The sequence below is a fragment of the Mesorhizobium sp. WSM3864 genome, assembly GCF_002294955.1.
Classification (GTDB): Bacteria; Pseudomonadota; Alphaproteobacteria; order Rhizobiales; family Rhizobiaceae; genus Mesorhizobium.
In genome coordinates, this window is sequence record NZ_NSGD01000022.1 from 1 (window position 1) to 21,549 (window position 21,549).

Annotated in this window: 13 protein-coding genes and 1 pseudogene; 11 read left to right on the forward strand and 3 right to left on the reverse strand. The window is 58.4% G+C overall.

All coding sequences use genetic code 11. The features are described from left to right. Positions 1-280: 280 nt before the first annotated feature. The gene (locus CK215_RS26750) at positions 281-511 is read left to right on the forward strand and encodes a helix-turn-helix transcriptional regulator (RefSeq protein WP_095832698.1); all 231 of its coding nucleotides are present in this window, start codon (positions 281-283) and stop codon (positions 509-511) included. An 83-nt stretch (positions 512-594) separates the two neighbouring features. On the opposite strand, the gene CK215_RS26755 is transcribed toward CK215_RS26750, so the two are convergent. Further along, positions 595-852 carry a hypothetical protein gene (locus tag CK215_RS26755; protein ID WP_095832699.1) on the reverse strand — a complete coding sequence of 86 codons (258 nt, stop codon included), beginning with the start codon at positions 850-852 and terminating at the stop codon, positions 595-597. A 324-nt stretch (positions 853-1,176) separates the two neighbouring features. On the opposite strand from CK215_RS26755, the pseudogene CK215_RS26760 reads away from it, so the two are divergent. Then, positions 1,177-1,621: pseudogene (locus CK215_RS26760) on the forward strand (MucR family transcriptional regulator). A gap of 132 nt (positions 1,622-1,753) precedes the next feature. Here CK215_RS26760 and CK215_RS26765 read toward each other — a convergent pair. Together CK215_RS26765 and CK215_RS26770 are read right to left on the reverse strand one after the other, a co-directional pair. Continuing rightward, complete coding sequence (locus CK215_RS26765) at positions 1,754-2,194, reverse strand: hypothetical protein (protein WP_095832700.1); 441 nt, start codon at positions 2,192-2,194, stop codon at positions 1,754-1,756. Between the two features lie 96 nt (positions 2,195-2,290). Next, positions 2,291-3,202, reverse strand: coding sequence for a hypothetical protein (locus CK215_RS26770; RefSeq protein ID WP_141245546.1), 912 nt, complete (start codon positions 3,200-3,202; stop codon positions 2,291-2,293). A 148-nt stretch (positions 3,203-3,350) separates the two neighbouring features. Here CK215_RS26770 and CK215_RS26775 point away from each other — a divergent pair, with 148 nt between their 5' ends. The 9 genes from CK215_RS26775 to CK215_RS26820 all read left to right on the forward strand — a co-directional run bounded on the left by CK215_RS26775 (position 3,351) and on the right by CK215_RS26820 (position 21,493). After that, a complete protein-coding gene (locus CK215_RS26775; protein WP_245418835.1) occupies positions 3,351-3,578 on the forward strand; it encodes a helix-turn-helix transcriptional regulator in 228 nt (75 codons plus the stop codon). A gap of 399 nt (positions 3,579-3,977) precedes the next feature. Further along, entirely contained in the window at positions 3,978-4,649 is a 672-nt protein-coding gene (locus CK215_RS26780; RefSeq protein ID WP_095832702.1) for a response regulator transcription factor, read from the forward strand. Then, a complete protein-coding gene (locus CK215_RS26785; protein WP_095832703.1) occupies positions 4,639-6,009 on the forward strand; it encodes a HAMP domain-containing sensor histidine kinase in 1,371 nt (456 codons plus the stop codon). The genes CK215_RS26780 and CK215_RS26785 overlap by 11 nt, the downstream gene beginning before the upstream one ends. A gap of 200 nt (positions 6,010-6,209) precedes the next feature. Next, positions 6,210-7,511, forward strand: a complete 1,302-nt coding sequence (locus CK215_RS26790; RefSeq protein WP_095832704.1) for a tetratricopeptide repeat protein — start codon at positions 6,210-6,212, stop codon at positions 7,509-7,511. 51 nt (positions 7,512-7,562) lie between these two features. Further along, positions 7,563-15,227 carry a hypothetical protein gene (locus tag CK215_RS26800; RefSeq protein ID WP_141245547.1) on the forward strand — a complete coding sequence of 2,555 codons (7,665 nt, stop codon included), beginning with the start codon at positions 7,563-7,565 and terminating at the stop codon, positions 15,225-15,227. Positions 15,228-15,377: 150 nt separating this feature from the next. Then, the gene (locus tag CK215_RS26805) at positions 15,378-17,537 is read left to right on the forward strand and encodes a type I secretion system permease/ATPase (RefSeq protein ID WP_095832707.1); all 2,160 of its coding nucleotides are present in this window, start codon (positions 15,378-15,380) and stop codon (positions 17,535-17,537) included. Continuing rightward, positions 17,534-19,063 (forward strand): HlyD family type I secretion periplasmic adaptor subunit, encoded by a 1,530-nt coding sequence (locus CK215_RS26810; protein WP_095832708.1) that lies wholly within the window; start codon positions 17,534-17,536, stop codon positions 19,061-19,063. Before CK215_RS26805 ends, CK215_RS26810 begins: the two co-directional genes overlap by 4 nt. A gap of 1,235 nt (positions 19,064-20,298) precedes the next feature. Then, complete coding sequence (locus tag CK215_RS26815; protein ID WP_095832709.1) at positions 20,299-20,451, forward strand: helix-turn-helix transcriptional regulator; 153 nt, start codon at positions 20,299-20,301, stop codon at positions 20,449-20,451. 49 nt (positions 20,452-20,500) lie between these two features. Next, a complete protein-coding gene (locus tag CK215_RS26820) occupies positions 20,501-21,493 on the forward strand; it encodes an IS481 family transposase (RefSeq protein ID WP_095832710.1) in 993 nt (330 codons plus the stop codon). Positions 21,494-21,549: the final 56 nt, after the last annotated feature.

Sequence of the window (21,549 nt, forward strand, 5' to 3'; positions counted from 1 at the left end):
ACACTGTCCTTGAATTTCGTCTGGCTGGCTGGCGCCCATTCCGAGCCGAGGGCAGCGGACCATACCCGCGCTTCCAGTGGCAGAAAGCGATTCGCAAACATCGTCGCCAAGTCTGCCTCCTTGATCGGCCCGCGCTGCGTTCCGTTTTCTTCATAGTACCAGTCAGTCATGCGTCCCCCGAGGTGATTTTCAAATGGGCTGGATTTGCCAAGCGACGGTCGGCGAGGAATGACGAGTATACTCCGTGGAATATACTCTGCAACTGGCTGCTGTACGTCTCATGGACATACGCCAGCTTTTTGCCCGGAATCTTCGCGCGGCCCGAGAGGTAAAGGGGCTCTCGCAGGAGGCGCTTGCCTATGAGGCAGGGCTCGATCGAACCTATATCAGCTCGCTCGAGCGCGGCCGCTACTATGCGAGCCTGAAGGCGATCGAACGGATCGCCAGGGTGCTGGAGCTCGATCCAGCCGAATTGCTGCGCAAGGACGAGGCATCCGCGCGAAGCCAGTGACGACTTGCGACAGGCCTGATCGAGTGTATCGGCGCCGCTCTGCTTGCAGTTTACCGACGGCAGTGTTCGCTCGCACAACAGGTTCATTGTGGCCGCGCCTCGCTCGCGAAGGCGGTCATGGCCTCTCGCCACATTGAGAGGATCTTTTCGACCGCCTCTCCGCTCAGATGGGCGAGCGGAGCAAGGGCAATGGGTTCGACTTGATCGGCCGTAGTGCTAAGGGCGTGGAGTATTGCTACCAAACCCTCAAGCGTTCTGAGCTCCGGCTCGATGTCGAATAGATGCTGGCGAACTACGTCGATTGCGACTTTGTCTTCTGACTTGTCTCGTTTCCTGGCCATCGTGGGTCTCGCTTCGTCACGAGACCAATGCTTGCTAATAATAGGAAGTCCAGTCGGATTTATATCGAAACCTCGGTATTATTGTAAAAATATCCAACCAGATGCGCAAAGGTCAGTACTGAACATGCGCTCGGAACCTGAGCGCCGTCGTCAAAGCGATCGAATGTATGGAGGGAGTTCTGCTCGTATGCATTTGTATATTCTTCGGCGTGCCTATGAAGGTGTATTAACTGCCGGCAGGCGTTGACGATAACCCTGTTTGTCTCTTATTCAGAAATGAACAAATGTATCGCATGCAAATCCTGCAACCAAAGGAGCCGGCCGTTGTCTGACGAAAGCCAACCCAATCTGATCGAACTCACGGCCGACATTGTCTCAGCCTATGTTCAGAAGAACGCCCTGCCGGTTGCGGGTCTGCCCGATCAAATTGCGAATGTGAATTTGGCTCGCTCAAATCAGAAACCCCGCTGCCTCGGAACAAGAGGCGCAGAAGCCAGCGGTTAATCCGAAACGGTCTGTGTTCCCGGATTACATCGTCAGCCTGGAGGACGGCAAAAAATACAAATCTCTCAAGCGCCACCTCCGCACGGCCCACGACATGTCGCCGGAGGAGTATCGTGAGAAGTGGGACTTGCCTAAGGACTATCCAATGGTCGCACCGAACTATTCGGCGGCGCGCTCTGCCTTGGCAAAATCGCTAGGGCTTGGGAAGAAAACAACGTCGGTTCCCGGGAAGAAGGCAGCGACGAAGCGGAAAGCCAAGGTATAGATCTGTTTGACTAGTTGATAACCGGCCGCTCGAGAAGGCTTGGGCGACCGCTTTATCTGGTAGGTTTGGGGGTCTTAGATGTGGTCTGGCGTCTAATGAAGCGGGACGCGTCGGCCCCGCCTACCGTATTGCCTAGATGCCGCTTGGTGCCGGCCGGTAGTGACCGTCACGATCGATATCGACGTCGAGGTCGCCGAGTTCGAACATGGCGCGCACCAAGTCGATGCGGGAGGTTGTCATGATGCGCGGATCGGCCAAGAGCAGGAACCGGTTCGTTTTGGGAAAGAAGTTCACCCTGCCGCGCGGCCAGTCCTCGTATTCGGTGGATAGAAGCGCGCCGCTCACGTTCCTTGCCCGCAGCCACGCTGGTCCGCGTGCTTTCATATTCTCCCAGAACTCGTAGTGCCCGCCAGGATGGGTGAGGGCCTCGCCGTAGGTCTCCGCATTGGTCAATTCGATACCGTCACCCAAGATCGCGTCCTCTCCAGGTCGGTTGGGAACGATCCAGAAGAAGCCAACCTTGCCTTTTGGCGCGCCTTGCTGAGCAAGGGTGTTGGACTTGCGTGTTTCCATGTCATCTTTCTTGCCGGCAGCCGGACTAGAGATCTGCCTTCCCCGCCGAGCGGCTTCAGCCTGTGGACTGGACAGGGTTCTGCCCCAAACGCTCGGCTATGGCTCGAGCGTCACCATAACTTGACCATCATCCATCATCTTGATGCTGTAATCGATGTTTCGGTCTCCAATAACGCCTTGCGATTGCAGCAAGGGGATTGCCAGTGGGCTGATAGGCGGACTGCCTGAAGCGTCCAGATTCGCCGCCACGACCGCTGAACAGGAGTAGCCATTCAACAACTCCCCTTCGGTGCGTACAGCTTTGACGGTGAAGATTAGCTTATGCGGCCTCACCGGTATCATCGCGTAGATCTGTCCAGGGTCTAGAGGAATTGACGCCACGAGGTTTGAAACGGTCTCCTTCACCGCATCTGCGCTGCATTTAGGAAGTTGACCATTGGGCTGTTCGTCGACTGCGGTTTGGTCGGTGCCGTCATCTGCCTCGTTGTCGTCGCCGCTATCATTGGGGGTCGCAGCTTCTGGCTCTGCTGCGGTAGTAGTAGGCGTATCTGGCAAGCCCTGCTCGGCCCCGACAAACACTAACGAGCCCGCATCGCCATTTGCACAATGGCCATCGAACGCCAGAAGGGTAGCGGGATCGTTTTCTGCAGCTGCCTTGTAGAGCGCCGCGCATTCCAGGTCGGGGTCAAAGGGGTTGTTGGGCAGACACAGTTGCTCCATGCCGCCAGAGTTAGGTCTCACCTCCCACGTCGCCTTGGTCTCTCGATTGTCGAGGCGGTCCTGGTAGATGGCCACGCCGTCGGGCTGCACCCTTAAGCGCACCTTGCCGAAGTCCACGGTGGGATGTCGGGCTGCCCACGTCGAGACGTCGAACCGGGGCATCCATTTTCCTTTTACGAAGAAATCCAGGTGAACGCAGTTCTCCTCGGCATGCGCGACAACGGGCAACATTGCGAGAAAAACTGCTGCACCAATTGCTAGGCCGCGATGTCGGATCTCGTGATCCATGCAATAACCTCCACCACGCCCAGAGATCGCTGAGCCCGAATGCACCCAGTAGCTAGCGCAGCAAAGCGCTTGGCGTGCGGGGCAAGTCAAGTAAAAATGTCCCTTATCGTCTGTAGACTGATCAGATGCATAACTGAATGTCGCCGACGTGGACATTCGGAAACGCCTCGGTCGAAATCTGCGGCGCCTGCGCAAGGCTAAAGGCCTGTCGCAGGAGGCATTTGCTGACGATGTTGGCATCCACCGCACCTATATCAGCGACCTCGAGCGGGGCAGGCGAAGTCCACAGTCACGATCGTGGAAAAGCTGGCGGTTTACCTATCCGTTAGGCCCGGCGAACTGTTGGACGAGTAGTGCGCGGTCGCGGACAACCTGATAGTATCAGAAAGGCGGCCGGATTTCGCTGCGGGACGGCCGCTATGCGCCTCATGTCGGTCATCGGAATCGGCCCTTCACCGCCTAAAAGCAGACATCTTGGGTAACCGCGATGTGGTTGCGCACGTGAGCCGGGCAGCATGGCTAATGATGCCCAGCACAGCCGTCGGACCTTAGGTCGTGACCGTCGAGGGTATCCGTCAGCGAATGGAAGGTTCAGGTAGCGGCCTGATAATACGCCCGTGCGCCTGGTATTCTCAAGTGTGGTTTGGCTACAGTTCACAGCAGTCATTCACGGATATGTGTCCAACATGCCTGCTGCAAGTATCAACGGAAGCTTGTGACGCCGTTGACTTGGCTGCGCTGTCCATTCAGCTTGCCTGCCTTGCGGAGGTGATACGTGGCGAGGCTTTTGGTCCTTGAGGATGAGCGCACGTTGGCGCGGCATGTCCAGGCCACGCTGGAGCGGTCAGGTTATGCGGTCGACGTCGTGGATACCGTCGCCGGTGGTATGCATGCGCTCGGCGTGGCCGCCTATGACCTTTTGGTTCTCGACAGACAATTGCCGGATGGTGACGGCTTTCTGTTGCTGGACTTTGCCCGTCAAACCAGGCTGGCCATTCCAGTGCTGTTCCTGACGGCGCGTTCGGGCCTTGACGACCGAGTCGGGGCGCTCAATCGTGGGGCAGACGACTATCTTTGCAAACCTTTCGAAGGCGCTGAACTTGTTGCGCGCGTGGGTGCGCTGCTGCGTCGCCCGCGAGAAGTAGTCGTTTCGACGGTTGAAGCCGGAAACATCGTCCTCGATAAGGCAACGCATTCGGCGATGGTCGGCGGCAAACCGCTGATGATAGCCCGAAGGGAAAGCATGCTTCTGGAGCAACTGGTCTGCCGCTCCGGCCAGGTCGTCACCCGGGAGATGCTGGACGCCAAGCTTTTCGGTTTCGGGGACAGCGCATCGCCCAATGCGATAGAGGCGAGCGTCTACCGGCTGCGTACCGCGCTCGGCAATCTGGGGGCGGATCGGCAGATCCACACGGTCCGCGGCATCGGGTATTGTCTTGCGCCTTAGCGAGCGCCTGTTTGGCTCGATCGGGTTTCGCCTGAGTCTACAGCTCTCGCTGCTGTTCATACTCTTTGCGGCGGCTTGCGCCTTGCTGATCGGCTACCAGTTGTCCAACATCGACGAGACGGCGAGATCGCTTCGTCTGCAGCGCCAGGCGCGTGAAATCAGCCAGGCCCTCCGCCTCGGTGATGGAACAACCCCTGCCGTGGACTTGCCCGCGGATCGCAAAGCTCCCTATCAGGGTGATGCACCGGCTTTCTTCTACGCACTGCGCGACAGAGCCGGCAATCTCGTCATAACGTCCTCGAAGGCTCTGCAGGACAGGTTCGGCCCGCAGTTTATCCGCGAGATACCCTTTGGCGAAACCGACACGGAAGGCAGGGATGGGCTCGACAATGCCTACTACTTCCTGACGCAGCCGGTGGATGCGGCGGGAGAGAACCTGCTTCTGATCGTTGGGCAGCATTCGTCGGAGACTGACGCTCTGCTGCGCGACGTGGAGTGGCGGCTGCTGACCGGCACGCTTTTTGCGGCTATCCCGATCTGCCTTATTGTGTTCACGGCTAGCCTTGCGATCGTCCGCTCCGGCTTTGCCCCGGTGCGAAGGTTGTCTCAGGCGACTGAAAGGATCGGACCCGGTGATCCGCAAGCGCGTATCGCGGAGGCCGACCTGCCGGTGGAGTTGCGCGGCCTGGCCGAAGCCGCCAATGCGGCGGCGGGTCGGCTGCAGCAGGCAATCACCAGCCAACGTCGTTTCACGGCGGATACGGCTCATCAGCTTCTGACCCCATTGGCGCTGCTGTCGGCCCGGATCGAGCAAAGCGCGGTGCCGCACCCGGATCCCGGTCTGCGCGGCGATATCGTGCGCATGCAGAACCTCGTGAGACAATTGCTCAACCTGTCGCGGCTTGCCGCAGTGCCGCTGCCTCAAGAAAAAGTGGATCTCAGGACAGTTGCCAAGGATGTCGTCGCGGCCATGGCTCCTCTCGCCATCGCCGAAGGCAAGAGCCTCTCCTACGAGGCGTCCGAAGCACCTTGTCTGACGACGGGGGACGCATCGGCGATCGGCGAGGCGCTTGCGAACGTCATTCGCAACGGTCTCCGCCACACCGCGCCCGGTACCTGCGTCGAGATAGCGGTCGAATTGCCGGCCAACATCTCTGTCGCCGACAAAGGGGATGGTATTGCTGAGGCTTTTCGGCAACGCCTGTTGGAGCCGTTCTTTACCACTGAGGCGGCCAAAGGCGGCTCGGGCCTTGGCCTGGCTATTGTCGACGAGATCATGCGCCAGCATGGCGGCGCCGTGGAGGTGGAAAATCGTATAGAGGGCGGCGCCCTGTTCCGCCTGAGGTTCAAGACTGCGTAGAGATTTCACAGCGGGCGAATGCGCTCAGCATCGGTTCAAGCTGGACCTCCATAATAAGGTTCGTAAAAAAATTCGTATCGGCCGAAGTTCGTCAGGTTGCCGTCAGTTTCTTCTTGTAGGGTGAATAGTGCCAGGAGGCGCTCGGGCAGTTGTAGCCTCCTCGAGTCAGGGATTGCGACATTACCTTGAGACAGCTCATAATGATTAATCCGGACAAGCGGACGATAGTAATCCTGGCTGCGGCTTGCCTCGGGATATCAATTTTCATTCCTTCGTCACGCTCTAACGCGGAAGAGTTCATTGTCACCCAACAAATGTCATGTGGAACGCTCGGCGATTCAGAGCGAAAGGAGTGGGAAAATGATGCTGTCTTGGGCAAGACGGCGGCGCTAAACAATCTCGGGTTTATGTACATACTGGGTTGCGGTGTGAAATCGGACGCTCAACGCGCGAGGGACTACTTTGAGCAAGCGGCCGACAAGGGCGACGCGCAAGCGGAGCACAATCTGGGATACCTCTACGATAAAGGCGGCATCGGCGTGGCTCAGAACAGTGCGCTCGCTTTTGCGTGGTATGCAAAAGCCGCTGCCAAGGGATTTGCTCAATCGGAGTTGAGTCTGGCCACAATGTATCAGGCTGGCAGGGGGGTGACAAAGGACCCAGTCAGGGCCGTTGAACTCCTCCGTCAGGCGGCGGACCAAAAGCTCCCCTCCGCCCAATATCAGCTCGGTGCAGCCTATGACAGCGGCGAGGGCGTTGGGCGAGACTATACGCAGGCAATGATGTGGTACCAGAAGGCGGCGGCCCAGAACGATCCCAATGCGCTGGCAGCAATTGGCTATTTGTATGAATATGGCCGGGGGGTCGCGCAGGACTTCTCCTCCGCCATGCGCTGGTACCAGGCTGCCGCAGCGCTAGGCGGCGCCGTCGGTCAGAACAATCTAGGCGGACTTTATGAGACCGGCAAAGGTGTGGCGCCTGATGCGGCACAGGCCGCGATTTGGTATGCAAAGGCGGCGGCCCAAGGATTGCCCACGGCCAATGCCAATCTTGGAGCCCTCTACGCAACTGGGCGAGGAGTGCCGCGGGATTATCAACGCGCCACAGAATTGTTTTCGGCCGCAGCGCGAGGTGGGAATGCTAAGGGCGAGTATAATCTCGGCGTAGCCTATTTAACCGGTAAGGGTGTCGGGCAGGATTATGTCCGTGCTCGTCAGCTATTCGAAGAGGCGTCCGCTCAAAACAATCCTCGAGCTCAGTATGATTTAGCAGTGATGTATCTATCAGGCGTTGGGATGGAAAAGGATTTTAGCAAGGCGCTAGAACTCCTTAGGAAAAGCGCGGAAACAGGTAATGGCGATGCCCAAAACGAGCTTGGATCGATGTTTGAAAACGGCATTGGTGTTAGTAAAGATATTTCGACTGCGGTAGTTCTTTACAAAAAAGCTGCAAGTAACGGAAGCTTAAAAGCAAAAGAGGCTCTCAGGCGTCTTTCGTACTAACTTTTGCGACTTTGAAAAGTATTTCTATAAAACGAAGCGATGGAGGAATCTATGGGCGGGACGCGATTTGGCATTGGAGCGCAAGTCGATGCAACCATAGATGGATACGGCGTTTCGGCGCAAGTAGAAGTTGGCGATGATGGTGTGACAGGGGAACTCGGAGTAAATGTCGGCCAGATAGAAGCGTCCAGCCCGCCCGGTACTTCACCTTCTGCGGGAGTAGCTATAGGAGCTTTCGACGGCCCAGGGGTTGAAGTAGATGTTGGCCCAGACGGTGCAACGGTCAAGCCTGGTTTTGGGCTCGAAGACGTCGACGGCCCCACAAAGATTGGGGCGGCAGTTTATGGTTTTGGCGAATACGCCCCGGAACCTGATCCTGTTGAGGCATCCCATACATATCGAGAGCCTGATCCCATTGGGCCGGTTGACCCGTTATACGGATCTGACATCGACAATCCCAACAGGCCTAACATTCCCGACACACAAAACCCATTTTCAAACGACTTCGACAAAAATTTCGATGATACCCCTGACGACGCCGCTGACACGGATGGTCCTATTGGGCAGGATACATACGGCGGCGGCTACGCTAACACCGGGAACAACCCGGGCAACTACAGCTCTCCCGGCTATCAAGGCGATATCGGCGGGGGTTACGACGACACCGGGAACAACCCAGGCAACGCGGCAGCGCCGGGCTATCAAGGCGATGGCAGCGACGACGGCGAAGATGATGGGGGTGACGAAAGCCCCATCCTGCTCGATCTCTCTGGCAAGGGCATCAACATCACAGAGTTGACCCGGTCGAGTACCTTCCTCGACACGACAGGCTCCGGGCTGTCGCATAGAACGGCTTGGGCTGGCGCGGGGACGGCGGTGCTGTTCTACGATCCGAACAACCTCAACAAGATCGTAGACCGGAACCAGTACATCTTCACGCAGTGGGACCCGACCGCCAAGGACGATATGCAGGCTCTTCGGGATGTGTTCGACAGCAATGGCGACGGGGTGTTCAATGCCTCGGACGCCAAGTGGTCGCAGTTCAAAGTGATGGTCACCAATGCCGACGGCACGACGACAGTCGAGACACTGGCGCAGGCAGGGATCACGTCGATCAACCTGACGGCGGATACGACGGATATCCAATATGCGGATGGCTCGGCCATCACGGGCGAGACGACGTTCACGAAGAGCGACGGCACGACGGGCACGGTGGCTGCTACAACTCTTGCATCTGGTACAAGTGGTCATGCAGTCGGCACCAACACCAGTACATCTACAGTGGGTGGTGTCACCACCACGGTGATCACCAATACTGGCACCAATGGCGACGGATCCATCGCCTTCGTGGACGTGCAGACGACGGTGGTCAATGGCAGCAGCGTGACCAGAACCACAACCTATGACGACAACGGCGATGGGGTCGTCGACCGCAAGCAGGTGATCGCCACGACTGTGGATGCGTCGGGCAACACGACGGAGATGTGGACCAACTACAATGGCGGTGGCACCAAGCTCTCGGCGGTGCAGACGGTGACCTCGGCCGATGGCAAGACCATCACCATTTCGCGGGATGCAACCGGTGGCGGTTGGTTCAGCCAGGTAGAAGTGCAGGCCACGGCTGCCGACGGCTCGCGCACCGATACGATCACCAATCTCAATGCCGACGGCAGCGAAATCAACAAGAGCACGACTAGCTATTCAGCCAATGGCCTGACCAAGACCGGAGCTACTGACATCGACGGCAATGGCACCACCGACCGGATTGTTATAGATAGCCTTGTTGTGAACGCCGACTCCTCGCGTAACGAGACGGTGGCTACCACTTCGAACAACGGATCGGACCTGGGCACGGTATGGACGGCTATAAGCGCCGACGGCAAGACCCAGACGGTCTCGACCGACCATATGGGAACTGGCACGGTCGATCGCGTGGTCAAGACCGTGATCACAACCAATGCCGATGGCACTTCGACCTCCACCCTTCAGAACTATGGCGGCAACGGCACCTATGTCGATGGCCAGACCGTCACCAAGAGCGCCGATGGCCTTTCCACCACCACTGTCCAGGACCTGAACGGGACGCATGGCGCGGACCGCACCACCACCGACACCATGACGCTGAATACCGATGGTAGCCGCGACGAGGTGGTGGCTATCACTTCGCTCAATGGTAGCCTGGTCAGCCAGATCACCACTCACCTGGGCGCCGACCAGATCAGCAAGACAGTCTCCATCGATAGCATGGGCATTGGCCACGCCACGAGCACCGAGACGGTGAGCATCAATGCCACGACCGGGGTCAAGACCGACACGACCTCCAGTCTGGCCGCCAACGGCTCGCTGCTCAACCAAAGCGTGGTCACCAGCTCGGCGGATGGCTTGTCCAGGACCACGACGACGGATGTGAATGGCGATGGCACCACCGATACCAAGCTGACCGACGTCACGGTCAAGAACGCTGATGGCAGCGCCACGGAGACCATTGGAAACTATGCCAGCAACGGCACGCTGCTGAATCAGACCATCATCACCACAAGCGCCGATGGCCTGACGGTGACCATAGCGACCGATGTCAATGGTGATGGGGCGACCGATACCACGGTCAAGGACCAGAAGGTCAATAATGCCGATGGCTCGGTGACAGAGACGGTGACCACGACCAGCGCCAATAGCAGCCTGCTACACCAGGCGGTGACTGTGACCTCGGCCGACCGGCGCACGCAGACGATCACCGACTATGGCGTGCAGACGGTGAACGGAACTAATACCGCCTATGTCGATGAGACCGAGTCGATTACCACGGCTTCCAGCGGGACGGTGACCGACCTTACCAGCCGGTTTGCCATGAATGGCAGCCTAGTCAACCGGGCTGAGACGGTAACCTCTGCCAATGGGCTCACAACAACCATCAATATTGACGCTACCGGCCATGGCAATGCCTGGGACAGCACGACAACTGTGAGCACAACCTACAATACGGACGGCTCGATCGGGACCGATCGAACGGCTTCGGCACCAAATGCGACGGTGCTCGATCGTGCCGATACATCTGTGAATGGCACTGGAACGTCGAACAACGCCACCCAGGATGTCAATGGCGATGGCATCAACGACCTCGATACCAAGACGTCAGAAGCCTATTCGACGGACGGCAGCCTGACCACCACCGTCGGCAACTACAATGGGTCAGGATCGACACTGCTCGACCAAACCAAGACAACAGTCTCCGCGAATGGTCTGAGCAAGACTGTCAGTCATGACTTCAATGGCGATGGGACCACCGACCGGACCACGACCGACACTCTGCAATACAATGCCAATGGCAGCACCTCGGAGACTGTCACGGACTACACCGGAACGAGTTCGGGCACGGTGCGTGATGTCAGCACCACCACGGCCAATGTGCTGGTGTCCGGCGTCGGCCGGCAAACCACGACGACCTTGCAGTCCAACGGTTCGGTGCCGTTTTATTCCACCGACACGGTGACCCCGCTGGCGACCGGCGAGGTGGACGAAACGGTGCAGACCTACGCCTCGCAGGGCGGCGCCCTGCTGCGGCAGACCAAGCAAGCGGTAAGCGGCAACGGGCTGACGACGACGCTCTATACCGATGTGAACGGAGACGGGACGTGGGACTTCTGGAATACTGACGCCAAGAGCGTCAATGCCGATGGCAGCGTCACGGATACGGCTTCACGGAATAACACCAGTGGCCTGATTTCGGAGAAATTTACGACCGTATCCGGCAATGGTCTTGCAACTACGACGTCCTACGACCAGAACGGCGCAATGAGCGGCGGTGCCGCGGTGTTCAACAAGGTCGTCACCGATGTGACAGCAGTCAATGCCGATGGCAGCGTCACGGAAACCGTTACCGCCAAGGCCCAGAACGGATCAACCGAGACCCAGTCCGTCACCACCACCAGCGCCGACCGGCTCACGGTGACCACCAACCGCTACCTCAATGAGACGGGAACGCTCACCCATCTGGACCAGTCCGACGTCGACCAGACCAATGCCGATGGTTCACTCACCGAGACCTTGACCAGTTGGGGTGCCAATGCGGTGCTCCTCAGCACGATCGTGACGGCGACCAGCGCCAATGGCCTGGCCAGCACACTGACCTACAAGAATGGGTCCGGTGTGGTCACCGATACCCAAAGCAGCACCAAGACCCTCAACACAGATGGCAGCGCCACCATAGTCTTTGGCGACGGTGATGTGGTGGTTTCGGGGACGACCCTTGCTACATCCCGCACCACGAATGTGAGTGGCAACGGTCTCACGTCCACCACGTCTCTTACACTCAGCGGCCGGTTGAATTCGGCCATGGCGGCAAGCACAACCGCGTCGGAGACCAGCAGCACAGCGATTGCGGCCAACGGCACTGAAACCACGACCAATGCGGATACAGTGGGTGGAACGGCCGCCGACACCGAGACCATCACGGTCTCCGGTAATGGTCTTTCCACCACCACGTCGCTGCAGCAGCAGGGCGCGGCCAGCGCCCTCTATACAGACCAGAAGACCATCAATCTCGACGGCTCTACCACCGAGACGGAGACCTACTACGACCAGAGCGCGCTGAGCACCATCCTGGCGCAGACCATCACCAATGTGAGTTGGGACGGGCGCACCACCACGACGACGACCAAGAACGCTTATGACGCGTCTGGGCAGACCATCACCGCTTCCGCCGAGGATTTGCAGGGGGGCCAGGGTGCTGACCCGGCTACCCTTACGCCCAGCTTTGCCAGCGCTTATAACCTGGCAACGGATGTCTATGTCCGGAATGCCGATGGCACAACGACCGAGACTAGGAGCGGTACCGGTGCCTTTGGAGCTTCTGCATACGGACAGGCCATCAACTGGTCGACTACGGCTGATGCCGGACAGCTGCTCGCCATTACCGACCAGGACGCACGCGGCGTGACGGTCAGCCAGAGCGTGCAGGAAGTCTCGGCCTCGGGCCTGAATACAGTCTTTGCCTTGGACACGACCGGGCTTGAATCCAAATCTACGCTGACCACGGCAGCCTCGGATCTCAAATCCGGGTCCAGCTTGCCTGGCTCTATGCTGGCGACCGACATTATCGGTTCGAGTACCACCGTGCTCAATGCCGATGGCAGTCAGACCACGACGACACAGAGCGCGTTCGACAACAGCTTCAGCAATCTGCGCCAGAAGATCGTCCTGACGGTAGGCGCCAATGGCCTAGTCACCGTCAAGCAGGTCGATAACGATGGAAATGGCGTCGTCGAACAGGTGGACACCACAACTGTCAGCCCGGATGGTTCCTCGACCCAGGTTGACAATTACTACAGCAATACGACGGGGCCGAGCGGGGCCATCACCGGCAGCAATACCTATATCCGCAGCGCCAATGGCCTGATCACCACCTTGGTCGCCTCGACCGGCATTACCGATACCACGGTGGGCTTTGCCAATGCCTATGGGAGCTATCAATGGTCGCGGAGTGTAACGGCGGGCAGCGTGGCCGCAAGCAATGGTTCGGCGTCTGGCTGGTCAACTCATAGCATTGACGCCAACGGCATGGACACCTGGACGATCAATGATGGCTTGGGCGATGCCCAGAAAACCATCACCATCTCGGTGGGACTTGAAAATCAGTATATCGCCCAGGCAAATGATTTGTATCGCGTTTTTCTGGGGCACGCGATGGACGATTCCGAAACCCAATACCTGTCAAAATACATCACGAATGGCGTCTTCAACGAAGAACAAATGGCCTATGACATCTACCAGAATTCACCGGAATTTCACGACAATTTTGCTTTATGGCAAACCTATCAAGGCATAGCCGGATATATGAATAGCCCTATTCCATTCTATGAGAATGCTTTCGGGCGATTGCCGACGGCAGAAGAAATGGCCAATACGGGATATTATATCGCGCAAGAAAACTCCTACGGCGTTCAGGGCCTTGCTGACGATTGGGCACAAGCCGCCGTGCAGGTGGCCCAATATGCGGCGGATTATGATTTCAATGCCAGTCGCACCGCCACGGACCCTAATGTCAGCCTGCTCTTTGCCGGTGTGGGTACCAGTGCGACCTCACCAAACTGGATCAGTCCGGGTTCAAGCTCGATCCAGGTCGGAACCGCCGGCACTTATTCCTATTCGCATGACTTTATTGTCGACATGAACGCGACGTCTGGTAACGCGGTGGCGATGACGATCAATGGCAGCGACGATCTCGTCCAGATCCAGGGAGAGGGCGGCAGCGTCACCATGAACGGCTTCAACAACGCGGTTGAAGTGATGGGGTACACGGTAACGGTGACGGCCTCAAATGCCGATGTGCTACTTGATTACAACAGCATCGCCACGGTGACCGGTAATTATGACCAGATCGCCCAGGCCGGGCCTTCGAAATTGACGCTTAACGCCGGCTCCACGAACGACGTCATCTCTGTTGGTGCTGGACCGTCGGGCTTTGGGGACTATCCAAACAGCGATACTTATTCCACCACCAGCGCCTCGAATGCTTCGATCACACTTGCGGCCGGCGTTGCGGATGTGTTGACCGGTTCGGGCAACCAGATCTCTCTCGCCAATGGCGACACGTTGACGGCCTCGAACAATACGATCTCCATTGCAGCCGGTGCCAGCGTGACCCTCACTGGCAGCAGCGACACGATCAATGTCAGCAGCGGCTCGGTCATCAACTTTGGAGCGAGTTCAACCGACACGTTGTCGACCACGGGCCTTACGCTCAATCTGACGAACGGCGATGTGATCACGGCGAGTTCGGATGCGGTAAGTGTCGCCGCATCGGCCACAACGACCGTGACGGGGTCTGGCAACACCATCACCCTCGCAAATGGCGCCAAGCTTACAGCCTCAAACGACACAGTTTCGGCTGCCGCCGCGGCATCAGTCACGGTGACGGGCAATGGTGACACGATCACCGGCGGTAGCGCAGCGGTCATTAACCTCGGGGCCAGTTCGACCGATACGGTCGCTACGACGGGGTTGACCGTGAAGCTCGTGGCTGGCGACAGCCTGACGGCGTCAAGCGACACGGTCAGCGTGGCAGCAAGCGCCACCGTCACCGTCACCGGCAACAGCGACACGATCACCGGGGGCAGCGGGACGGTGATCAATCTCGGAGCCAATTCCACTGACACGGTATCCACCACGGGTCTTACCGTGAAGCTTGTAGGTGGCGACAGCCTGACAGCGTCGTCCGACACCATCAATGTTGCCGCCGCAGCCTCCGCAACGGTTACCGGCAACAGCAACACCATCACTGGCGGCGCCGGCTCAGTCATCAATTTCGGAGCCAGTTCGACCGACACCGTCTCGACGACAGGGCTCGCCCTCAATCTCGCCAACAGCGATACGATTACCGCGAGTTCCGAAACCGTGGGCATGGCAAACGGCGCGACGGACAAAGTCACCGGCAATTCGAACGTGTTCAATGTGGGCTCCGGTGACACCCTGACGCTGTCCGGCACATCCGAAACTGTTCAGTATGGCACCGTGACGGGTGCGGACACGCTGAGCGGTTTCGCCTCCAGTGATATCATCCAGCTCTCGCATCTCGACTTTGCCAACTGGACCGCATTGCAGGCAGCCATGACTCAATCGGGTTCCAACACGGTGATCAGGCTCGATGCCAGCGACACGATCACGTTGACGGGAGTCACCAAGACAAATCTGACCTCGAGCGAGTTTCGCTTCGCCTAGATCTCATACGGATGGGGATTGGAGCGACTATGAGGGTCGGTTTGGCGCGGGAGAGCTGTTCCTTCCCCGCAGGGTTGCACGCGCTGGGCGACATCCCGGCGTGGGCTGACCTTCATTCCAGTTTGATCTGCTCAAGGCGGGTTTGATCCTGTGAAGCACGCTGACGCGCCTGAGCCTGGTTCTGCTTTCGATATCGGCTTGGCCAATCTCTGCCTGATCGCAGGCTATTACCGCATTCCCGCCGACCAGGCCCAGCTTCGCCACCAATTGGCGCTATCGATTCCCTCAGAGCCCGAGGATCTGATCCGCGGCGCCAAGCTGCTGGGCTTGAAAGCCCGTACTGTGAAACTGGTCAAGCCTGAGCGTCTTGGGGCTATTCCGTATCCCGCCGTGCTGTTCTTGAGGGATGGGGGCAGCGCGGTATTGGCGGCTGCTTCGGAAAAAGGAAAAGTGCGGCTGGTCGATCCCTTGCGCCGTTCGGCCCATGAGGCAGAACTCGAGGAGGCATTTGAGCTTTCCACCGGCAAGGCACTGTTGGTCACCCGCAGACTGGGAGGTGCTGGCAGCGATCCCGACCATTTCGGGTTCTTCTGGTTTTTGCCGTCGCTGTGGCGCTACCGCAAAGCTCTGGCGCAGGTCTTCACCGCCTCGCTGTTTATCCAGATTTTCGCGCTAATAACGCCGCTATTCTTCCAACTCGTGGTCGACAAGGTGCTGGTGCACAAGGGAGTTTCCACCCTGACAATGCTGGTGGTGGGTCTTCTCACCTTAGGCTTATTTGAATCCATCCTTCAGTTTCTTCGAAGCTATACACTCAACCATACCACCAACCGCATCGACGTCGAGCTTGGACGACGACTGTTTCACCATCTATTTCGCCTGCCGGTTGGTTATTTCGAGACAAGACCAACCGGTCAAACGGTGGCGCGCATGCGCGAACTGGAAACTATCCGAAGTTTCCTGACGGGGCAGGGGTTGACGGCGGTGCTGGATTTTTTGTTCACCCTCGTCTTCATCGCGGTGCTCTTTGTCTATTCCAGCACTTTGACCTTCGTCATTCTCGCTTCCGTCCCGGTCTACCTGCTCATTGCCCTGCTGCTGCGACCGATTCTGCGGCGTCAGATCGACGAGAAGTTCAATAAGGGGGCAAGATCCCAGCAGTTCCTGGTTGAATCGATCGTTGGAGCCCAAACGCTGAAATCGGCCAGCGTGGAACCGATGATGCAGGCGCAATGGGAGGAGCGCCTTGCCTCTTATGTCAGCACGTCGTTTGACGCGACGGTGACGGGCTCTCTCGGCCAGGGGTTTATCCAATATGTGAGCAAGGCGGTTAATGCGCTGATCCTGTTCCTTGGCGCAAGCGAAGTAATGTCCGGCAACATGTCGGTGGGCGAGCTCATTGCCTTCAACATGATCGCCGGTCAGGTGGTTCAACCCGTGCTGCGGCTTTCGCAATTGTGGCAGGACTTTCAACAGGTCCAGGTCTCGGTGGCAAGATTGGGCGACATTCTCAATGCCCCACCCGAGCCCAGCCCGCAGAGCGTGCTGACGCTCCCGCCTATTCGCGGCCACATCGAGTTCCGCAGTGTCACCATGCGCTACCGTCCCGATGCGCCGGACGTTCTGCGTAGCATCACACTTGGCATTGCAGCCGGCGAAGTCATCGGCGTTGTCGGGCTTTCGGGATCCGGCAAATCGACACTGTCCAAGATGGTCCAGCGGCTCTATAGCCCGGTTGGTGGACAGATCCTGCTTGACGGTGTGGATATCGCTCAGCTCGATCCAGGCTGGCTGCGTCGGCAGATCGGCGTGGTTTTGCAAGAGAATATCCTCTTCAACCGCACCATCCACGAGAACATTGCGCTCAGCGATCCCGCGATGCCACGGGCCCAGGTGATGCAGGCGGCGCGTCTTGCGGGCGCGGACGAGTTTATCGCCCAACTGGCGCAGGGCTATGACACAATGATCGAGGAGAGAGGCGCCAATCTCTCCGGAGGGCAGAGGCAACGCATTGCCATCGCCCGGGCCCTTTCCACCAATCCCAGGATCCTGATCCTGGATGAGGCCACGTCGGCTCTCGATTACGAAAGCGAGCGCATCATCCAGGACAATATGCAGGCGATCGCGCAAGGGAGGACGGTGCTCATCATCGCCCATCGCCTGGCGGCCTTGCGCCCCTGCAACCGGATTATCGGCATGGCAAAGGGAGAGATCATAGAGAGCGGCACGCATAACGAACTCTTGCGCAATCCAAAGGGCCTCTATGCGGGGCTCTGGGCGTTGCAAACGGAGCAGGCACGACCAGCATGAAGCGCGGTTCGGGAACTTCGGACAAGGAGAGGGCCGGCCAAGCGCACCAGTCAGGCCAGATCAGGGGCCGTGATCTGCAGTTCCTGCCGGCTGCTTTGGAAATTCTGGAAACACCGACGCCGCCAGTAGCAACAGCCTTCATGATGACCATTTGCGCCTTTGCTGCCGCAGCAATTCTCTGGTCTTTCATCGGCCATTTAGATGTAGACGCGGTTGCCCCAGGCAAAATCGAAGCTTTGGGGCATGCCAAGGTCGTTGAAGCCATCGATCCGGGCAAGCTTGCTTCCATCCATGTGGAGCCTGGATCAAATGTTCATTCCGGCGATCTTCTTGTGGAATTCGACCCCACTGAGAGCCGGGCCGAACTCGACGCGGCCCAAAGCGAACTCTACGCAGCCCAGGCTGAAATAGTCCGCAGGCGCTTCGCCATCGGAGAGGTTCAGGGATTGGCGGTGAAGTTGCAGGCTGCTTCGGACCAAACGGCGCCCGCCGCTGCTTTGGTTCCAATCATTCAAGCCTCAGCAGATGTGGGATGGACGGCCTCAATTCCATCGGAGACCCGTCAGCGTGAGCAGGCTGTGCTTCAAGCCGATTTTGCGGTTTTGGCCTCGACATTGGAAAGTCTCGACAAGCAGTCAATGGCTAGACAGGCCAGCCTGACACGCCTGCATATGAGTATCGCCCATGAGAATGACCTGATTGAAACCCTTTCGCAGGCCGCCGCAATGCGCCAAGAGTCTGTGGTTAGGGAGGTCGATAGCAAGATCAATCTTTATGATGCCCAAGCGGAGCTGGAGAAATCTCAATCGCAACTGGCTTCCGACACAGGACAGCTAGCCGAGGCACAGGCGGCGCTTGACGAGACTTTCAGCGACAAGCGCAAGGCGGTGGAACAATTCCTCGCCGATTACGCCGGCAAGCTGGCCGACGCTGAGAAGCACGGCGATGACGAAGCCCAAGCCGTCAACAAGGCCGAAGCGCAGTTGGCGCACACAAGGCTCACCGCGCCGGTCGACGGGATCGTTCAAGATCTCGCTGCCACCACGCTCGGCCAAGTCTTTACCACCGGCCAGCAGATCATGACCATAGCGCCGGCGAAACCTAGCCTTCAGGTGGAGGCTTTGGTTCCCAACACCGACATCGGATTTCTGAAACTTGGCCAGGAAACTGTCATCAAGGTGGATGCCTTCCCGTTCACCCGCTTCGGCACCGTGCGCGGTCATATCGTCCGCATCGCGGCGGGCGCCATTGAAGAACAGGAGGCCAAGCGGCAGTTGGCCGATGCGGTCGCAGCTGCGAACGAGGCCACTGCTTCCGCCGGCGCATCGCCGGGGGCGGCCCCAAACTTTGTGTTCCCAATCACGATAGAACTCGATCAGAGCAGCATTGCCGTCGACGGTGCCGACATCCCGCTGGCCTCCGGCATGAGCGTGGTTGCCGAAATTCGCACCGGCGAGCGCCGCATCATCGATTACCTAGTCTCGCCTTTGGCTAAAATTTCCAGCGAGGCCTTCAAGGAGAGATGATGCGGTAGCGGCAGCAAGCGTCTCCACCAGCGTGCAAATGTCAACAACCGAGGTCCAGTCGTTCGACAAACGCAACCCCGCGAAACAATACCCTCTGCATTAATCTTCAAAGCTAGCCGGAAAGGCTTTCTCATTAATTCCAAAAAACTCGCCGTCGTCCTTCCCTTCGCCAGTCTTCTAAGCTTGAGCGTCGTACCGCTCGCGAACGCGGACCCATGTCCGTGGCGGTTACGTTTCCGTTTCGGGCAAGACAGTACCGGCAGCGCAATGGCCCATAGCGGACAAAAATGCGCGTTCCCCGTCTACGCCCATGGCACCAGTAGCAACTCAAGTTTGAAAATCACTTCCACTCCTCAACACGGCGTCGCTAGCGCCACAAGCCGATCGGGCTTCACTTATCAATCCCAAAACGGTTACAAAGGTATCGACACCTTGTTTTCGCTGTTACGGGAAAAAGCGCTGAACGCTCGGGCACCTCGAATATTACCATGAACATCAAGGTTGACTGAATAGAGGCCCGCACGGCAAACGGCCTAGCAGCTGACGGCACCGGATGATCCTTGGCGATCGTTCCTGAACCAGGTTCGCAATTCGACTTTTCCGGCGGGGGCTGTGTCTGGCTCGGAGAGCTCAGTGAGCCGAATGCAATGTCGGATTTCCTGGCAAAACTAGGGAGTACGCCAGCAGCATTGTCGCTCCGGACTTCAAATCGCAGTCGCAGGGGGAGTTCGACTAGCAGATCGTCGGCGCCGGATGCAAAGGACGGCTCTGATCCTAGTTGTCCCGAAATCCACGTCCGCATTCGGCGCCATTGACTGCTAGTCGAGGTCGGGCGCGGCGGTTGTGTTTCCTGGGGCAGCGCGGTTGGACTGACGTATGCTCGACGGCCACTTCTCAACCAGTATCATTCGACAAAATCGGTGATTCGAAAACCGTGAAGCCAAGCCGCTTACTGACAGCTCCGTGCGGCCCATAGTCTCTGCGGCCCAAGTCGTGCAGAAGGCTTCATCGTATGCACTGGATCGCCCTTCGCCTCGTCATGTAAGCTGCCCAATACCACTTTGGATTCTTGCTTTCGGCGGCCTGGGCGAAGCTTTTTGCAGCTTTAGTCAGAACCGATTTTGAATTCGCAAAACACTGCTCGGCGACGCCCACGAACTGCCCGGCTTCGAGCGCGCCTGCCTTAGATTCTGGACGCATCGCGGCATGCGCGGGCAAGGGAACGCAGTCGAAATTTGCGGCGGCCGCGCAAGGTGAAAGGCCTTTCGCAGGAGGCGTTTGCTGACGATGTCGGCATCCACCGCACTCTTGTTAATGACCTCGAGCGTAGCAGGCGAAACTCTACCATCACGATCGTTGACAAGGCGGCGGCTTTCCTAGATGTTTGATCCCAGGCTTTGATGGGGCATCCTTGTCCTCCGAATCGAAGGAGGCACTATGGGCCAGGTTCTCCATGGCAGCGCCACGACGACAGAGGCGGTCCGTCGAGCGATACAACAAAGTCAAGAGAGCCTGAGAGCCCTGGCCAAGCGCTACGGGATCAACCAGAAGACGGTCGCGAAGTGGCGGGAGCGAACCTCAACAGCCGACCTGCCGACGGGGCCAAAAGAGCCGCGGTCGACGGTTCTTTCCGTCGAGGAGGAGGCGGTCATCGTCGCCTTCCGGCGCTACACGCTACTGCCGCTCGACGATTGCCTCTATGCGCTGCAGCCGACGATTCCGCACCTGACGCGATCTTCATTGCACCGCTGCCTGCAACGCCATGGCATTGGCCGTCTGCCCGATGTCGAGGGCGACGGGCCGGCGAAGAGGAAGTTCAGGAGCTACCCGATCGGCTACTTCCACATCGACGTTGCCGAGGTGCGAACCGAACAGGGCAAGCTGCATATGTTCGTCGCTATCGACCGCACCTCGAAGTTCGCCTTCGTCGAGCTGCACGAGAAGGCCACCACCGCCGTCTCCAGAGACTTCCTGCTGCGCCTGATCGCGGCCGTCCCCTACAAGATCCATACTGTGCTCACCGACAATGGCATCCAGTTCACCACGCCTGGTGCAGGAGGGTCGGCCGTTCCCCTCATCAAGGAGGCCATCGCAAATGGCGAGCGCTTCCGGGCGCATGCTTTCGAATATGCCTGCGCCACAAACGACATCGAACACCGGACCACCAAGGCCAGGCACCCGTGGACCAACGGTCAGGTCGAAAGGATGAACCGCACCATCAAGGACGCCACCGTCAAGCGCTTTTACTACGAGAGCCACGACCAGCTTCGCAGCCATCTCTCCGATTTCGTCGCGGCGTATAACTTCGCCCGCAGGCTCAAGACCCTCAAGGGCCTCACACCCTACGAGTACATCTGCAAGGCGTGGGCCACTCAACCCGAACGCTTCAGGCTAAATCCGCTCCATCAAATGCCGGGACTAAACATCTAGCTGTGAAGCCGGGTGAGTTGTTGGATGAGTGAAAAAGCAGGGGCGAGTTGAGGGGA

Coding starts and splice junctions, on each gene's coding strand:
- CK215_RS26810 (WP_095832708.1), top strand. CDS start 17,534: ATGAAGCGCGGTTCGGGAACTTCGGACAAGGAGAGGGCCGGCCAAGCG.
- CK215_RS26750 (WP_095832698.1), top strand. CDS start 281: ATGGACATACGCCAGCTTTTTGCCCGGAATCTTCGCGCGGCCCGAGAG.
- CK215_RS26820 (WP_095832710.1), top strand. CDS start 20,501: ATGGGCCAGGTTCTCCATGGCAGCGCCACGACGACAGAGGCGGTCCGT.
- CK215_RS26770 (WP_141245546.1), bottom strand. CDS start 3,202: ATGGATCACGAGATCCGACATCGCGGCCTAGCAATTGGTGCAGCAGTT.
- CK215_RS26755 (WP_095832699.1), bottom strand. CDS start 852: ATGGCCAGGAAACGAGACAAGTCAGAAGACAAAGTCGCAATCGACGTA.
- CK215_RS26800 (WP_141245547.1), top strand. CDS start 7,563: ATGGGCGGGACGCGATTTGGCATTGGAGCGCAAGTCGATGCAACCATA.
- CK215_RS26790 (WP_095832704.1), top strand. CDS start 6,210: ATGATTAATCCGGACAAGCGGACGATAGTAATCCTGGCTGCGGCTTGC.
- CK215_RS26765 (WP_095832700.1), bottom strand. CDS start 2,194: ATGGAAACACGCAAGTCCAACACCCTTGCTCAGCAAGGCGCGCCAAAA.